Below are 12,539 nucleotides of genomic sequence, written 5' to 3' on the forward strand. Positions count from 1 at the left end.
ATCACTGGTTCTGGGTATCTCCACGTCTTGACCACCTAGATTACGTATCTCTACTCTCTCCATAGACATACGCAATCGAAGGGTCGCACCTCCATGCGCAAGCTCATCGTGCTCGGCTTCGTCGGGCTCATCGCACAACTCATCGACGGATCCCTGGGCATGGCCTACGGCGTCACGTCCTCCACGCTGCTGATCGCTGCCGGTGTCGCCCCGGCCGCTGCCTCCGCCGCCGTCCACTTCTCCGAGATCGGCACCTCGCTGGTCTCGGGCGCCTCGCACCACAAGCTCGGCAACGTCGACTGGCGCACCGTCTCGATCCTGGCCGTGCCCGGCTTCGTCGGCGCGTTCATCGGCGCGACGGCGCTGTCCAACCTGGACGCCGCCGTCGCCAAGCCGATCGTTGCCACGATCCTGTTGAGCCTCGGCATCTACGTGATCTACCGGTTCCTGCGCCTGGGCGGTCGCCGCCCGCAGTTCAAGGCGCGTCCCTCGGCCGGCTTCCTCGCCCCCATGGGCCTGGTCGCCGGAGCCCTCGACGCCATCGGCGGCGGCGGCTGGGGCCCGGTCGGCACGACGTCGCTGCTCTCCAGCGGCCGCCTCGAGCCCCGCAAGGTGGTCGGCTCGATCGACACCTCGGAGTTCGTGGTCGCCGTCGGCGGCTCGCTCGGCTTCATCCTCGCGCTGGGCAGCCAGGGCATCAACTGGGGCTACGCCGGCGCCCTGCTGGCCGGCGGTGTGGTCGCCGCGCCGATCGCGGCCTGGCTGGTCAAGCACCTCGCCGCCCGTGTGCTCGGCGTCGCGGCCGGTGGCCTCATCGTGCTCACCAACACCAAGACGGTGCTCGAGTCCCTCGGCGCCCCCGGCGTCGTCGTGGCCCTCGCCGCCGCCGTGCTCTTCACCCTCTGGGTGACCGGCATCGCCTGGGCGGTCAAGCAGGAGCGCCTCGCGCGTGCCCTGGCCGACTCGGACGACCGTCCGGTGGAGCCGGCGACCGCCTGAGCGGCGTACGCCGTCACGCACCCCCGGCCGGCGGCGACAGGGTCCTTGGCTCCTGTCGCCGCCGTCTGCACGCCCTCCCGCGGACGCCGCGAGGACCACTCGGGGGCCAACGTGGAGTGACTTGACCGACATGTCTGACAAACTGCTCCCATGCGCGTCTCCGCCAAGGCCGACTACGCCCTCCGGGCGCTGATCGAGATCGCCGTCCGCTCCGACGGCTCTGCGGTGAGCGCCGAGCAGCTCGGCAAGGCCCAGGACATCCCCCACGGGTTCCTCCAGGCCATCCTCGCCGACCTGCGCCGCGCCGACATCGTGGTGTCCCAGCGCGGCCAGTCCGGTGGCTGGCGCTTCGCCCGCGGTCCGGAGACCGTCACCGTCGCGGACGTCATCCGCGCCGTCGACGGGCCGCTCGTCTCCGTCTACGGCCTGCGGCCCGAGGCCGTCGCCTACGGCGAGTCCGCCCAGGTCCTGCAGCACGTCTGGATCGCGGCCCGCAGCTCCCTGCGCGGAGTCTTCGAGGGCGTCTCGATCCAGGACCTCGCCGACGGCACCCTGCCGCCCGAGGTCGCCTCGCTCACTGCCGACGAGGACGCCTGGCAGCCGCACTGAGCGAGGAAGTCAGGCCGCGTCGACCCGCGTGAGCCGCTCGCGGATCCTGCGGCGCTGCTTCGTCAGCTTGAGCAGCCGGCGCTCCACCTCGGCCTCCCGCGCCTCGAGGACGACCCGTGCAAGGTCTGCGGCGAGCGCGTCGGCCGTCGGGTCCTCGCCCACCGGCAGCACGTGGATGCGCGAGGCCTTCTTCACGTACGCCGCCCAGGGGCCGACCAGGTCGGCGGCTGCAGCTCCTTCGGGCTGCGCGGCCGGGGTGACGATGACGTGCAGCCGCATCCCGACCAACCCGTCCATCGCCAGCGCGACCTGGTCGGGGTCCGCGTCGAGGAAGTCCGGCTGGCTGACCAGCACGTCACCCTTCAGCTTGTAGGCCTTGCGACAGACCTTCGCCCAGGCGCCCTCGACGTCCTTGCGTCGTACGCCGACCGCCTTGTGCCGGCGACGGATCTCGACGTCGGCGCGGTCCATGGCCTGCTGGTCCAGCGCAGGGAGGGCGACGCCCGCCGCGACCAGCACCGGGTGGTCGCGCAGCGCCTCGTGGGGGGCGGTGATGCCCGGGACGGCGGGACCGAGGTGCAGGTACACGGTGCGCTTGGCCATGGCGGCACCGTGGCACCCCCGGCCGACCGGACGGTGAACGTCGGGGTGGGGGTGTGCAACAACTCGGTGGTGGGGCGCGTCTGAGGAGTGACGCCGGCCCACCCCGAGGAGCGAGATGTCGCGCAGGCACGACGAGTTCGAGGAGTTCGCCCGCGCGCGGACGCCCCAGCTCTACCGGTCTGCCTGGATGCTCTGCGGCGACGCGCACCGCGCCGAGGACCTGGTCCAGGACACCCTGGCCAAGGTCTTCGTCCGGTGGCACCGCCCGCTCGTCGGCGCGATCGACAACCCCGCCGCCTACGCCCACACCACGCTGGTGCGCACCTACATCAGCGCCCAGCGCCGCCGCAGCAACCACGAGCGCCCGACCGAGCACCTGCCCGAGCAGGCCGTGACCGGACCCCAGCACCAAGACGGTGCGGCCACCCGGCTGACGCTCGCCGCCGCGCTCGAGGAGCTCGCGCCCCTCGACCGCGCCGTGCTGGTGATGCGGTACCTCGACGACACCTCAGTCGCCGACACCGCTGCCGCGCTCGGTGTGAGCGGGCAGGCCGTGCGCAACCGCACGCTTCGGGCGCTCGACCGCCTGCGCGCCGTGCTGGGCACCTCGCTCGACGACCTCATCGAGTCCGGAGGCTCCCGATGACCATCCCCGACCACGACGTCGACCTGCTGCTGCGGCGCACCGCCGACGACCTCGTCCTCCCCGACGTCGACCGGCTCGTCGCCGGCGGCGTCTCCCGCGGCCGCACCCGTCGTCGCCGCGCCCGGATCGGTACGACGTTCGCGTCCGTCGCCGTCGTCGGCGCCACGGCGCTCGCCGTACCCCAGCTCCTCGGCGGAGACCCGCAGACCGCGCGCGACCCGCGGCCGGTCCAGCCCGCTGCCTCGGGCCCGACCGCCGGGCCCCCGGACGTGGCCCCGCCCGCGGACGTGCTGCGGCCGCTGGTCCCACCGAGCGAGATGGCGCAGACGATCCGGGACATGACCGGAGCCAGCGACGTGCACGAGGTCTTCGTCGACGAGTCCGGGAAGGACCTGCCCCGGCTCTTCTACGGGACCGTCCGCAGCGGGTTCGTCTCGTTCCGCATCCGGTGGTACAACAACCCCCTGGTGGTGGAGGACGGCGAGCAACCACTGGCGCCGAGCCACATCTGCGAGCCGGCCGTCGAACCCGACTGCACGACGCTGTCCGACGGCTCCCGTCTGCTGCGCGAGGACGTGCGCCAGTCCGGCGGGACCGGGGTCCCGCCGACGTTCCTCGAGCGGTCACTGACCCTGGCCACCGTCGACGGCTGGCAGGTCGACGTGATCGCATACAACAGCACCGGCGAGAAGGAGGGCGTCGTGGTCGCCCCCGAACCGGTGCTGACGATGGCCGAGATGGAGGCGCTCGCCACCAGCGATGCCTGGTACGCGTGAGGCGCGTCAGGCGCGGGCGAGCCACTCCACGAGCGGTCGCAGCGCCCGCCAGTCGTCGCGGACCAGGTCGAGCAGCTCGGGGGTGTGCACCACCGGCTCGAAGCCGATCGTCCGGCCGGCGAAGAGCTGCTTGTGCCGCAGCAGCCCGATCCGCGGGTGCTCGCGGTCGTAGCCGCGCGGCGCGGTCTTGAGCTGCTCGCCGCTCACCTCGAAGCCCTCGGCCTCGATCGCGGCCAGGACCCGCTCGAGCTCGGTGCCGCGGCGCTCCTCGGCCACGGCCGTGCGGAAGGCCGCGAGCTGCTCGCCGTCGGCGTCGTAGAAGCCGGCGCCGGTGCGGACCCCGCGCGCCGACACCTCGACGTACCAGCCGGTGCGCGGCGCGACGCCGACGAAGGCGCCCTGGTGGGTCTTGTACGGCGTCTTGTCCTTCGCGAAGCGCACGTCGCGGTAGGGGCGGAACACCTTCGCGCTGCCGAACTCCGCCTCGAGGTCGGTCACCAGGGCGGTCATCGGCGCCTTGACGGACTCGGTCCAGACGGTCTTGTGGGCCTCCCAGAACGACTTCGTGTTGTCCATCTCGAGGTCGTCGTAGAAGTCGAGGGCGGCGACGGGGAATCCGGTGAAGCTCACCCGCCGACCCTAGCGATCTCTGCCAGACTCGGCGCCATGAGCAGGCCCCACCTGGCATCCGTCGTCGAGGACCGGTGGAACCGTGCGCTCGGAGGTCTCCTCACGCGCGCCGGTTGGCAGCCGCGGATCGTGGGGTACGCCGGCTACGGCGGCGCCGACTTCGTGCGCGTCCTGGCCCGCGTGGTCCTGGACCGCCCTGCGGAGCGGACCGGCCGCGGCAACGAGCTGCGGCGCGGCTGGCGCAACTTCCTGACTGCCGAGGTCGGCGGGGTCGAGGTGACGGTCACCGTGGCCGGCGAGTCGTTCGTGGTGACCACGGACCGGTCCGGCATCGTCGACGCCCGGCTGCCCCGGGCCGGGCTCGCGCCGGGCTGGCACCAGGTCGACCTCACGGTCGACGGGGCGCAGCCGGGCACCGCGGACGTCGTCGTGGTCGCCGACGACGAGGACTTCGGCATCGTCAGCGACATCGACGACACGGTGATCACGACGTGGCTGCCGCGGCTGCTGCTCGCGACGTACAACACGTTCGTGCTCGCCGAGGAGGCGCGCAAGCCCGTCGACGGCATGGCCGAGCTGTACGCCGGGCTGCTGGCCGACCGCCCGACCGCACCGACGATCTACGTCTCGACCGGCCCTTGGAACGCAGCCCGGGCGCTGTCGCGGTTCCTGGCCCACCACGGCTTCCCGCGCGGTCCGCTGCTGCTGACCGACTGGGGGCCCACCAACACCGGGTGGTTCCGCAGCGGCCGCGAGCACAAGCTGGCCTGCCTGCGCGGCCTGGCCGCCGACTTCCCGGCGATCAGCTGGGTGCTGGTCGGCGACGACGGCCAGCGCGACCCGGTGATCTACGCGGAGTTCGCGCGCGAGCACCCGGAGCGGGTGCGGGCGATAGCGCTGCGTGAGCTGTCGATGGGGGAGCAGGTCCTCGCCCACGGCACGCCGACCGAGATGCGCGAGGACCCGGCGTGGCACGCCCGCCCCGAGGTGCGGGGGCCCGACGGGCACGACCTCGCCGACCGGCTGCGCGGCGTGCTCTAACCGACCTCGGCCCAGACCTGCTCGTCGCCGGACTCGCCGAACGACGACACGGTGACGATGCCGTCGGCGCACTCCGGCTCGCCGAGGAAGGCATTGCCGGTCGACTCCGACTCGTAGGCCACGCTCAGTGCGGTGCCGTCCCAGCGCATCAGCCGGGCCGGGTCCGTACGTCGCGCCGGGTCGCGCACGAAGAACGCGTCCCCGCCGCACGGGACAAGCGTGCCGGTCGTGCCACGGCCCAGGGACTCCACCGCGCCGTCGACGCTCGCGCTGAAGCGGGCGACCTCCTGGCGCTGCTCGCGGGGCACCTCGGACCAGACGACCCCGGTCGAGGTCGGCGCGACGTCCCAGGCCGTGCACTCCGTCGGGCCCTCGACGGGCTGCGGCTGGCCCGTCTGGTCGAGCACGTGGACGGTGCGGCAGGCGACCGGGCGCACGTCGTCGAAGGTCATCAGTCCGACCCCGTGCTCACCCGCGGTGAGGTTGCTGAAGCCGGTCCGCTCGGGCGCGCACCAGCCGTCCTCGCCGTTGCCGTCGGACACCGCCAGGGTGGCCAGGCAGTAGGCGCCGCCCTCGCCGAGCGTGGGGTACCAGAGGCTGTCGTCGTGCATGGCCCACGAGCCGCCGTTGGCGGGCTCGGGGGAGACGATCTCGGTGGGAGTGCTCGTCACCAGGTCGACCCGCACGGCCGCCCCGGTCGGGGTCGCGTCGCCCGCGGCGAAGGAGACCACGGCACGGTCGCCCTCGAGGAGCACCGCGTCGACGGTGCGGCCCTCGACGGCCGGTACGACGACGGGCTCGCCGTCACCGACCGGCTCGAAGGACACCTCGGTCTCGGTGGCGACTGCCGTCCAGCCGGCGCCGCGGACGACCCGGTCCTCGACGGTGTGGCCGGTCGGCTGCCAGTCGAGGGGACCGGCGGTCCCGGTGTCCTCGGGCTCCGACGTCTCCGTCGTCTGCTCCGTGGGCTCCGGCGTCGGGCTGGTGGTGCCGTCCGGCTCGTCGGCACCGCCCCCGCAGGCCGTCAGCGCGCCGAGGACGACGAGCAGGCCGCCCGCGAGCGTCGTACGGGTGCGCGTGCGGAGCATCAGACGCCGACGTTGTGCTGGAAGTGCGCCTTGTTGGCCCGGAAGCTCTTGTAGGCGTTCTGCCACTGGGTGCGCGCGATGCGCGGCTCGGACGGGTCGAACTTGCTCTGGTCCCACGGCTCGAAGTAGCCGAGCTTGGGCCGACCGCCCGGGTTCTGGTCGAAGCCGCGGCCGACCTGGAAGTGGCCGGAGGCGTCGTCGTCGAGGTAGGGGAAGTACTGCTTGAGCAGGATCGGGTGGAGCACGACCGGCGCGCGGTAGTCGTGGACGTGCTTCATCATCAGCAGGTACCACTGCTTGAAGCTGAAGTCGCCGATGTCGAGGACGATGTACTCGCCGGCGTAGTCGGCGCCGCCCCAGCCGGTGGTCTCGTTGACGGTGCGGACCATGTCGGTGATCGCGGTGCCGGCGGTGGTGGTCCCGAGCTCGTCGGCCCAGTAGGCCTGGCCGCGCCGCGAGCCGTTCCAGCCCCAGCCGATCATCTGCGCCGTGGCCGGGCCGCACCAGTAGTAGCGCTGCTGCGGGCGCACCTGCTTCTGCTTGAGGATCGTGAAGGTCTCGGGGTAGTCGGCCGCGGTCTTGGGGGACGCGGCGGCCGGGGCCACGGGGGTGCTCGTCGACGTGGTCGTCGTCGTGTCGCGTGCCTGGGTGGAGAGCATCGCCTCGGGGTGGCGCTCGGCGAAGTCGGCCGGCAGCGGCACGCCCTGGACCTCGTGGCGCAGCAGCCAGACCTTGGCGACGGACTTGGCGGCGGCGGTCAGCTCGGCGCGCTCGGCGGCTGCGCGGGCCGTGGGCGTCCGGCGGGCCTGCTGGCGCAGGGCCGCGGCGGGGTCGAGGTCACCGGTGCGCTCGCGGCCGGACGGTGTGCTGCGGGCCATCCGGGCGGCGACCTCACGCTCGCTCGAGGTGGTCCAGCCGGTGCCGAGGCAGTAGCGCTGGCCGTCGAAGGTCGCGCACCGGGCGGCCGACTCGGCGAGGGCGCGGGTCGAGGTCCGGGCGGAGACCCGGGCGCTCAGGCCCTCGCGGACCACGCGGTCGATCTCCGCCTGCATCTCGGGCGTGACGACGCCGGGGCCGGCGGTGCTGCTCGTCCGCAGCCCGGCGCCGGCCTGCGGCGTGATCGTGGCGTCGGGTGCCGAGCCGCCCGGCAGCAGGGGCGCCGTGGCGACCAGGAGCACGAGGGCTCCGAGGCCCGCCGCGACGGCGCGTCCGGGGCTCCGCCGACCGGGTGCGAGCGTCGTACGACGCCTTGACCGGCGGGTGGTGACGGGGGTGCGGTCCGAGAGGGGCATGGGGGAAGACCTCGATCAGAGCAGTGACGCGGACCGTCACACTGTCCCCTCTGATCACAAAGGGCGCAAGTTTCCCATCCGCCCCACGAGAATCATGGGAGCGACACGCCGTGAGTTACATCGATGTCATTCGCCGAGCCTGCGTAGTTTGGGACGAAATCGACGGGAATCCGTCCGGTGGCCCACCATTTCGTCCCCAACTACCCCGGGAAAGTGAATGAAGGCCCCGCCGACGACGATCGGCATGGCCTTCTGGGAAACTGGAGCGGATGACGAGACTCGAACTCGCGACATCGACGGTGGGCTGAGYGTCGCGCTCGGCGCGACGCTCTCACCTCTGGGAAGAAACTGGAGCGGATGACGAGACTCGAACTCGCGACATCGACGGTGGGCTGAGYGTCGCGCTCGGCGCGACGCTCTCACCTCTGGGAAGAAACTTGACGAGACTCGAACTCGCGACATCGACGGTGGGCTGAGCGTCGCGCTCGGCGCGACGCTCTCACCTCTGGGAAGAAACTGGAGCGGATGACGAGACTCGAACTCGCGACATCGACCTTGGGAAGGTCGCGCTCTACCAACTGAGCTACATCCGCAGGATGCGCCGGAATCGTACCCGACCACCACCGGTCCCGTACGGCGGGCGCACCCGCACCGGCACTCAGTCGGCCGGCAGGTGGAGCGGGGCGAGGGCGGGGCGTCGGGCGTTGACGCTGTCGCCCGAGGAGCGTCCGGTGAGGCGGCGGTGGATCCAGGGCGCGAGGCACTCGCGGGCCCACGCGGCGTTCTGCGTCCAGGCGTCGCGGCGGCCGGGGAGCGCGGCCTCCGGCAGGTCCTCGACGGAGAGGTCGTGTGCGACCTCGAGGGCGTCCAACACGGCGATCGCCATGCGCTGGTGGCCGAGGGGGCCCATGTGCATGCGGTCGGTGTCCCAGTAGCGCCAGTCGCGGTAGTCGTGGATGCGCCAGAAGTCGACGACGGTCGCCCCGTGCCGGTCGGCGGCCCAGCGGACGTGCTCGGTGTAGAGCGCGAAGCGGCCCCGCAGCGGGCGGTAGATCGCGGAGTGACCGGGGTCGAAGGCGGTGAAGACCAGGAGGCGGGCGCCGGTGCCGGCCAGCCGCCCGAGCGCGGCGTCGTACCGCTCCGCCAGGGCGTCGAGGTCGACCTGCGGCCGGAGGATGTCGTTGGCCCCGGCGTAGATCGTGACCAGGTCGGGGCGCAGTGCGATCGCCGGCTCGACCTGCTCGGCGATGATCCCGTCGAGCTTGCGGCCGCGGATCGCGAGGTTGGCGTAGCCGAAGTCGTCGGTGCGGGCGGCCAGCACCTCGGCCACCCGGTCGGCCCAGCCGCGCAGGCCGTTGGGGCGGGTCGGGTCGGGGTCGCCGACGCCCTCGGTGAAGGAGTCGCCGAGGGCGACGAAGCGGTGGAAGGTCACCCGACCATTGTCCAGACCGGGTGGTACGCCGCGCGCAGGCCCTAGGCTGCCTCCGTGCTGCTCTCCGACCGCGACATCATCGCCGAGCTCGACCAGGGCCGGATCGCCCTCGATCCGTGGGACCCCGAGATGCTCCAGCCCTCGAGCATCGACGTGCGCCTCGACCGGTTCTTCCGGGTCTTCGAGAACCACAAGTACCCGCACATCGACCCCGCGGCCGACCAGTCCGACCTCACCCGCGAGGTGGAGCCGGAGGGCGACGACCCGTTCATCCTGCACCCGGGCGAGTTCGTCCTCGGGTCGACGTACGAGGTCGTCAGCCTGCCCGCCGACATCGCTGCTCGCGTCGAGGGCAAGAGCTCGCTGGGCCGCCTCGGGCTGCTGACCCACGCGACCGCGGGCTTCGTGGACCCGGGCTTCAGCGGCCACGTCACCCTCGAGCTGGCCAACGTCGCGACGCTGCCGATCAAGCTCTACCCGGGCATGAAGATCGGCCAGTTCTGCTTCTTCCGGCTCACCTCGCCCAGCGAGCACCCCTACGGCTCGGAGAAGTACGGCTCGCGCTACCAGGGACAGCGTGGCCCGACGCCGAGCCGTTCGTTCCAGAGCTTCCACCGCACCAAGATCTGATGGGTCGCGGCCGGGCCTGGCACCTGGCGACGGCACTCGTCGCGACCTTCGCGGTCGTCTTCCAGCTGGTGCTGGTCTGGCAGGGCAACGCCGTCCTCGACGAGGTGGACCCGCCGGCGCTGGGGGAGCGGCTGGTCCGCTTCGTCGGCTACTTCACCGTGCTCTTCAACATCCTGGTCGCCGTCGTCACGTGGACGCTGGCCCTCGGCCGGGACCGGGACGCGGACGGCTGGCGCGTGCTGCGCCTGACGTCGCTGGTCGCGATCGCCGTGACCGGGGTCGTCCACTGGTTCCTGCTGCGCCCGATCCTCGACCTGTCCGGCGCTGACTACCTCGCCGACAAGCTGCTCCACGTCGTCGTACCTCTGCTGACCGTCGTCGGCTGGGTGGCCTTCGGTCCCCGTGGGCGGATCCGCGGGCGCGACGTGCTCACCTGTCTGGCCTTCCCGGTCGCCTGGCTCGCCTACACCCTGGTCCGGGGGGCGGTCACCGGCTTCTACCCCTATCCGTTCCTCGACGTGGACGAGCGCGGGTACAGCGACGTAGCGGTCGCGTCCGTCGGGATCGCGGTGCTCTTCGTCGCCCTCGCCGGCCTCGCCTGGAAGGCCGATGAACGTATGTCTCGGACCCCGCAACATAGGTAAGGGAAACCTAAGTTAGGCTGGCCTCACTAAGGCTTGCCTCACTAGATGGAGATCCCCATGAACCGCGCCTCCCTGCGCACCACGGTCGCCGCCACCACGGTCGGCCTGGCCGCCGCGCTGCTGACCGGGTGCAGCACCGGCTCGACCTCGAGCGACGCCACGGCCAGCGAGCCGACCGCCACCACCTCGGCCGAGGCCGACGCCTTCCCGGTCACGATCGAGCACGCCTTCGGCGAGACGACCATCGAGGAGGAGCCCACCCGCGTGGCCACCCTCGGCTGGACCGACCACGACCACGCGCTGGCCCTCGGTGTCGTCCCCGTCGGCGCCACCAAGATCACCTGGGGTGGCAACGAGGCGGGCTCCTCCGACTGGTTCGACGCCGCCCTCGACGAGGCCGGCGCCGAGGCCCCGGTCCGGTACGACGACGCGGACGGCGCCCCGATCGACGAGGTCGCGCAGCTCGAGCCCGACCTCATCCTGGCGACCAACTCGGGCATCACCGAGGCGGAGTACGCCAAGCTCAGCAAGATCGCTCCGGTCGTCGCCTACCCGGAGTTCCCGTGGACGACCCCGTGGCAGACCTCGCTCGAGATGGTCGGCGAGGCGCTGGGTCGCACCGACCTGGCCGCCGAGGCGGAGGCCGACGCCCAGGCCGCGATCGACGCGGCCAAGGCGGACTACCCCGAGCTCGACGGGGCCTCGCTGATCTACGGCTACCTCACCCCGGTCGACCTCTCCACCGTCGGCATCTACGCCCCGCAGGACCCGCGCGTCGCGCTGCTGCGCGACTTCGGCATGGTCGACGCCGACGCGGTCGCCGGTGCGATCAAGGAGGGCGAGTTCTACGGCACCGTCTCCGCGGAGCGCTCCTCCGAGCTCGACTCGGACGTGCTGCTCACCTGGGTCGAGAAGCCCGGTGACGCGCAGACCTTCGTCGACGACAACCTGCTGGGCCAGATCCCGGCGATCGCCTCGGGCAACTTCTACGCCGAGTCGGACAAGGAGATCGCGATGGCCTCCACCAACCCGACGCCGTTGTCCATCCCGGTCGTCATCGACACCTTCCTCCCGAAGGTCGCCGAGGCGGTCACGGGCTCGTGACCTCGACGCCCGTCCTCGAGCACGAGGCGGAGGCCGGCCACGGGGCCACGCCTCCGCACCGGCTCGGCACGCCGACCGTGGCTGCTCTCCTCGTGGGTGCGGTCGCGGTCGCGTGCGTGCTGTCGGTGGTCGTCGGCGCCCGGTCGATCCCGCTGGCGGCCGTCTGGGACGGGTCGCACCCCCTGCACAACATCTCGCAGGCCCGGGTGGAGCGGACGCTGCTCGGACTCGGGGTGGGCGCTGCCCTCGCCCTCGCCGGCGCAGTGCTCCAGGGCCTCACCCGCAACCCGCTGGCCGACCCGGGGATCCTCGGCATCAACGCCGGCGCCAGCTTCGCCATGGTCATCGGGCTCGCCGTCTTCGGGGTCTCCGAGCTGCGCGACTTCCTGTGGGTCGCCTTCCTCGGCGCGGCGGTGGCCGCCGTGCTGGTGCACGTCATCGCCTCCGTGGGCCGCGACGGCGCCACCCCGATGAAGCTCGCCATCGCCGGGGCCGCCCTGACCGCCGCGACGACCAGCTGGACGACCGGCGTCCTGCTCGTCGATCGCCAGACGATGGAGACCTTCCGGTACTGGCAGGTGGGGACCATCGGGGGCCGCGACCTCAACGTGCTGCTCACCGGCGCGCCCTTCCTGCTCGTCGGGGCGGTCCTCGCGCTCAGCGGCGCCCGGCTCCTCAACACGCTCGCGCTCGGCGACGACCTGGCCCGCGGCCTCGGGCGTCGTACGGCGATCGACCGGATCGTGCTCGGGGTGGCCGTGGTCCTCCTCGCCGGCACCGCCACGGCGCTCGCCGGCCCGATCGCCTTCGTCGGCCTCGTCGTGCCGCACGCCGTCCGTGCGCTCGTCGGCTCCGACCATGCCCGCCTGCTGCCCCTGTCCGCGCTGGGCGGCGCCGCGCTCGTGGTCCTCGCCGACACCCTCGGCCGCGTCGTCCTGCCGCCCTCGGAGGTGCAGGTCGGGGTGATGGCCGCCGTGGTCGGCGTGCCCGTCTTCCTCCTACTGATCCGGCGCGGCCGGTCCGGGAGCGGAGCGCTGTGACCGAC

14 protein-coding genes and 2 tRNA genes are annotated in these 12,539 nt (G+C 72.4%); 9 read left to right on the forward strand and 7 right to left on the reverse strand.

What is annotated here, in order from left to right; translation table 11 throughout:
* Positions 1 to 93: 93 nt before the first annotated feature.
* Together ASG88_RS05770 and ASG88_RS05775 are read left to right on the forward strand one after the other, a co-directional pair.
* A complete protein-coding gene (locus ASG88_RS05770; RefSeq protein WP_056886485.1) occupies positions 94 to 999 on the forward strand; it encodes a sulfite exporter TauE/SafE family protein in 906 nt (301 codons plus the stop codon).
* A gap of 150 nt (positions 1,000 to 1,149) precedes the next feature.
* The gene (locus ASG88_RS05775) at positions 1,150 to 1,608 is read left to right on the forward strand and encodes an RrF2 family transcriptional regulator (RefSeq protein ID WP_056886486.1); all 459 of its coding nucleotides are present in this window, start codon (positions 1,150 to 1,152) and stop codon (positions 1,606 to 1,608) included.
* Between the two features lie 9 nt (positions 1,609 to 1,617).
* On the opposite strand, the gene ASG88_RS05780 is transcribed toward ASG88_RS05775, so the two are convergent.
* Positions 1,618 to 2,211: a hypothetical protein gene (locus tag ASG88_RS05780; RefSeq protein WP_056886487.1), complete on the reverse strand. Its 594-nt coding sequence runs from the start codon at positions 2,209 to 2,211 to the stop codon at positions 1,618 to 1,620.
* A 115-nt stretch (positions 2,212 to 2,326) separates the two neighbouring features.
* Between ASG88_RS05780 and ASG88_RS05785 the strand changes: the two genes are divergently transcribed.
* Together ASG88_RS05785 and ASG88_RS05790 are read left to right on the forward strand one after the other, a co-directional pair.
* On the forward strand, positions 2,327 to 2,857 hold the full coding sequence (locus ASG88_RS05785; RefSeq protein WP_056886488.1) for a SigE family RNA polymerase sigma factor: 531 nt from the start codon (positions 2,327 to 2,329) through the stop codon (positions 2,855 to 2,857).
* The gene (locus ASG88_RS05790) at positions 2,854 to 3,633 is read left to right on the forward strand and encodes a hypothetical protein (RefSeq protein ID WP_056886489.1); all 780 of its coding nucleotides are present in this window, start codon (positions 2,854 to 2,856) and stop codon (positions 3,631 to 3,633) included. Before ASG88_RS05785 ends, ASG88_RS05790 begins: the two co-directional genes overlap by 4 nt.
* Before the next feature lie 6 nt (positions 3,634 to 3,639).
* Here ASG88_RS05790 and ASG88_RS05795 read toward each other — a convergent pair whose 3' ends face one another.
* A complete protein-coding gene (locus tag ASG88_RS05795; RefSeq protein ID WP_056886490.1) occupies positions 3,640 to 4,263 on the reverse strand; it encodes a DUF2461 domain-containing protein in 624 nt (207 codons plus the stop codon).
* 36 nt (positions 4,264 to 4,299) lie between these two features.
* Here ASG88_RS05795 and ASG88_RS05800 point away from each other — a divergent pair, with 36 nt between their 5' ends.
* Positions 4,300 to 5,304: an App1 family protein gene (locus tag ASG88_RS05800; protein ID WP_056886491.1), complete on the forward strand. Its 1,005-nt coding sequence runs from the start codon at positions 4,300 to 4,302 to the stop codon at positions 5,302 to 5,304.
* Here the strand turns inward: ASG88_RS05800 and ASG88_RS05805 are convergent.
* The 5 genes from ASG88_RS05805 to ASG88_RS05820 all read right to left on the reverse strand — a co-directional run bounded on the left by ASG88_RS05805 (position 5,301) and on the right by ASG88_RS05820 (position 9,116).
* Positions 5,301 to 6,392: a hypothetical protein gene (locus ASG88_RS05805; protein WP_056886492.1), complete on the reverse strand. Its 1,092-nt coding sequence runs from the start codon at positions 6,390 to 6,392 to the stop codon at positions 5,301 to 5,303. The genes ASG88_RS05800 and ASG88_RS05805 overlap by 4 nt on opposite strands.
* Positions 6,392 to 7,684 (reverse strand): C39 family peptidase, encoded by a 1,293-nt coding sequence (locus ASG88_RS05810; RefSeq protein ID WP_056886493.1) that lies wholly within the window; start codon positions 7,682 to 7,684, stop codon positions 6,392 to 6,394. The genes ASG88_RS05805 and ASG88_RS05810 overlap by 1 nt, the downstream gene beginning before the upstream one ends.
* 349 nt (positions 7,685 to 8,033) lie before the next feature.
* Positions 8,034 to 8,167: transfer RNA gene (locus ASG88_RS22950), tRNA-OTHER, on the reverse strand.
* Positions 8,168 to 8,201: 34 nt separating this feature from the next.
* Positions 8,202 to 8,277, reverse strand: a tRNA-Gly gene (locus tag ASG88_RS05815).
* 65 nt (positions 8,278 to 8,342) lie between these two features.
* Complete coding sequence (locus ASG88_RS05820; RefSeq protein ID WP_056886494.1) at positions 8,343 to 9,116, reverse strand: SGNH/GDSL hydrolase family protein; 774 nt, start codon at positions 9,114 to 9,116, stop codon at positions 8,343 to 8,345.
* Positions 9,117 to 9,170: 54 nt separating this feature from the next.
* Here ASG88_RS05820 and dcd point away from each other — a divergent pair, with 54 nt between their 5' ends.
* The 4 genes from dcd to ASG88_RS05840 are packed head-to-tail and all read left to right on the forward strand — an operon-like array spanning position 9,171 to position 12,534.
* Entirely contained in the window at positions 9,171 to 9,746 is a 576-nt protein-coding gene (gene dcd / locus ASG88_RS05825; RefSeq protein WP_056886495.1) for a dCTP deaminase, read from the forward strand.
* Positions 9,746 to 10,390 carry a Pr6Pr family membrane protein gene (locus tag ASG88_RS05830; RefSeq protein ID WP_056886496.1) on the forward strand — a complete coding sequence of 215 codons (645 nt, stop codon included), beginning with the start codon at positions 9,746 to 9,748 and terminating at the stop codon, positions 10,388 to 10,390. The genes dcd and ASG88_RS05830 overlap by 1 nt, the downstream gene beginning before the upstream one ends.
* A gap of 45 nt (positions 10,391 to 10,435) precedes the next feature.
* On the forward strand, positions 10,436 to 11,494 hold the full coding sequence (locus tag ASG88_RS05835) for an ABC transporter substrate-binding protein (protein WP_200956366.1): 1,059 nt from the start codon (positions 10,436 to 10,438) through the stop codon (positions 11,492 to 11,494).
* On the forward strand, positions 11,491 to 12,534 hold the full coding sequence (locus ASG88_RS05840) for a FecCD family ABC transporter permease (RefSeq protein ID WP_082599983.1): 1,044 nt from the start codon (positions 11,491 to 11,493) through the stop codon (positions 12,532 to 12,534). Before ASG88_RS05835 ends, ASG88_RS05840 begins: the two co-directional genes overlap by 4 nt.
* The last annotated feature ends 5 nt before the right edge of the window (positions 12,535 to 12,539 follow it).

This window comes from Nocardioides sp. Soil777, from assembly GCF_001428425.1.
In the GTDB taxonomy this organism is placed as follows: domain Bacteria; phylum Actinomycetota; class Actinomycetes; order Propionibacteriales; family Nocardioidaceae; genus Nocardioides; species Nocardioides terrigena.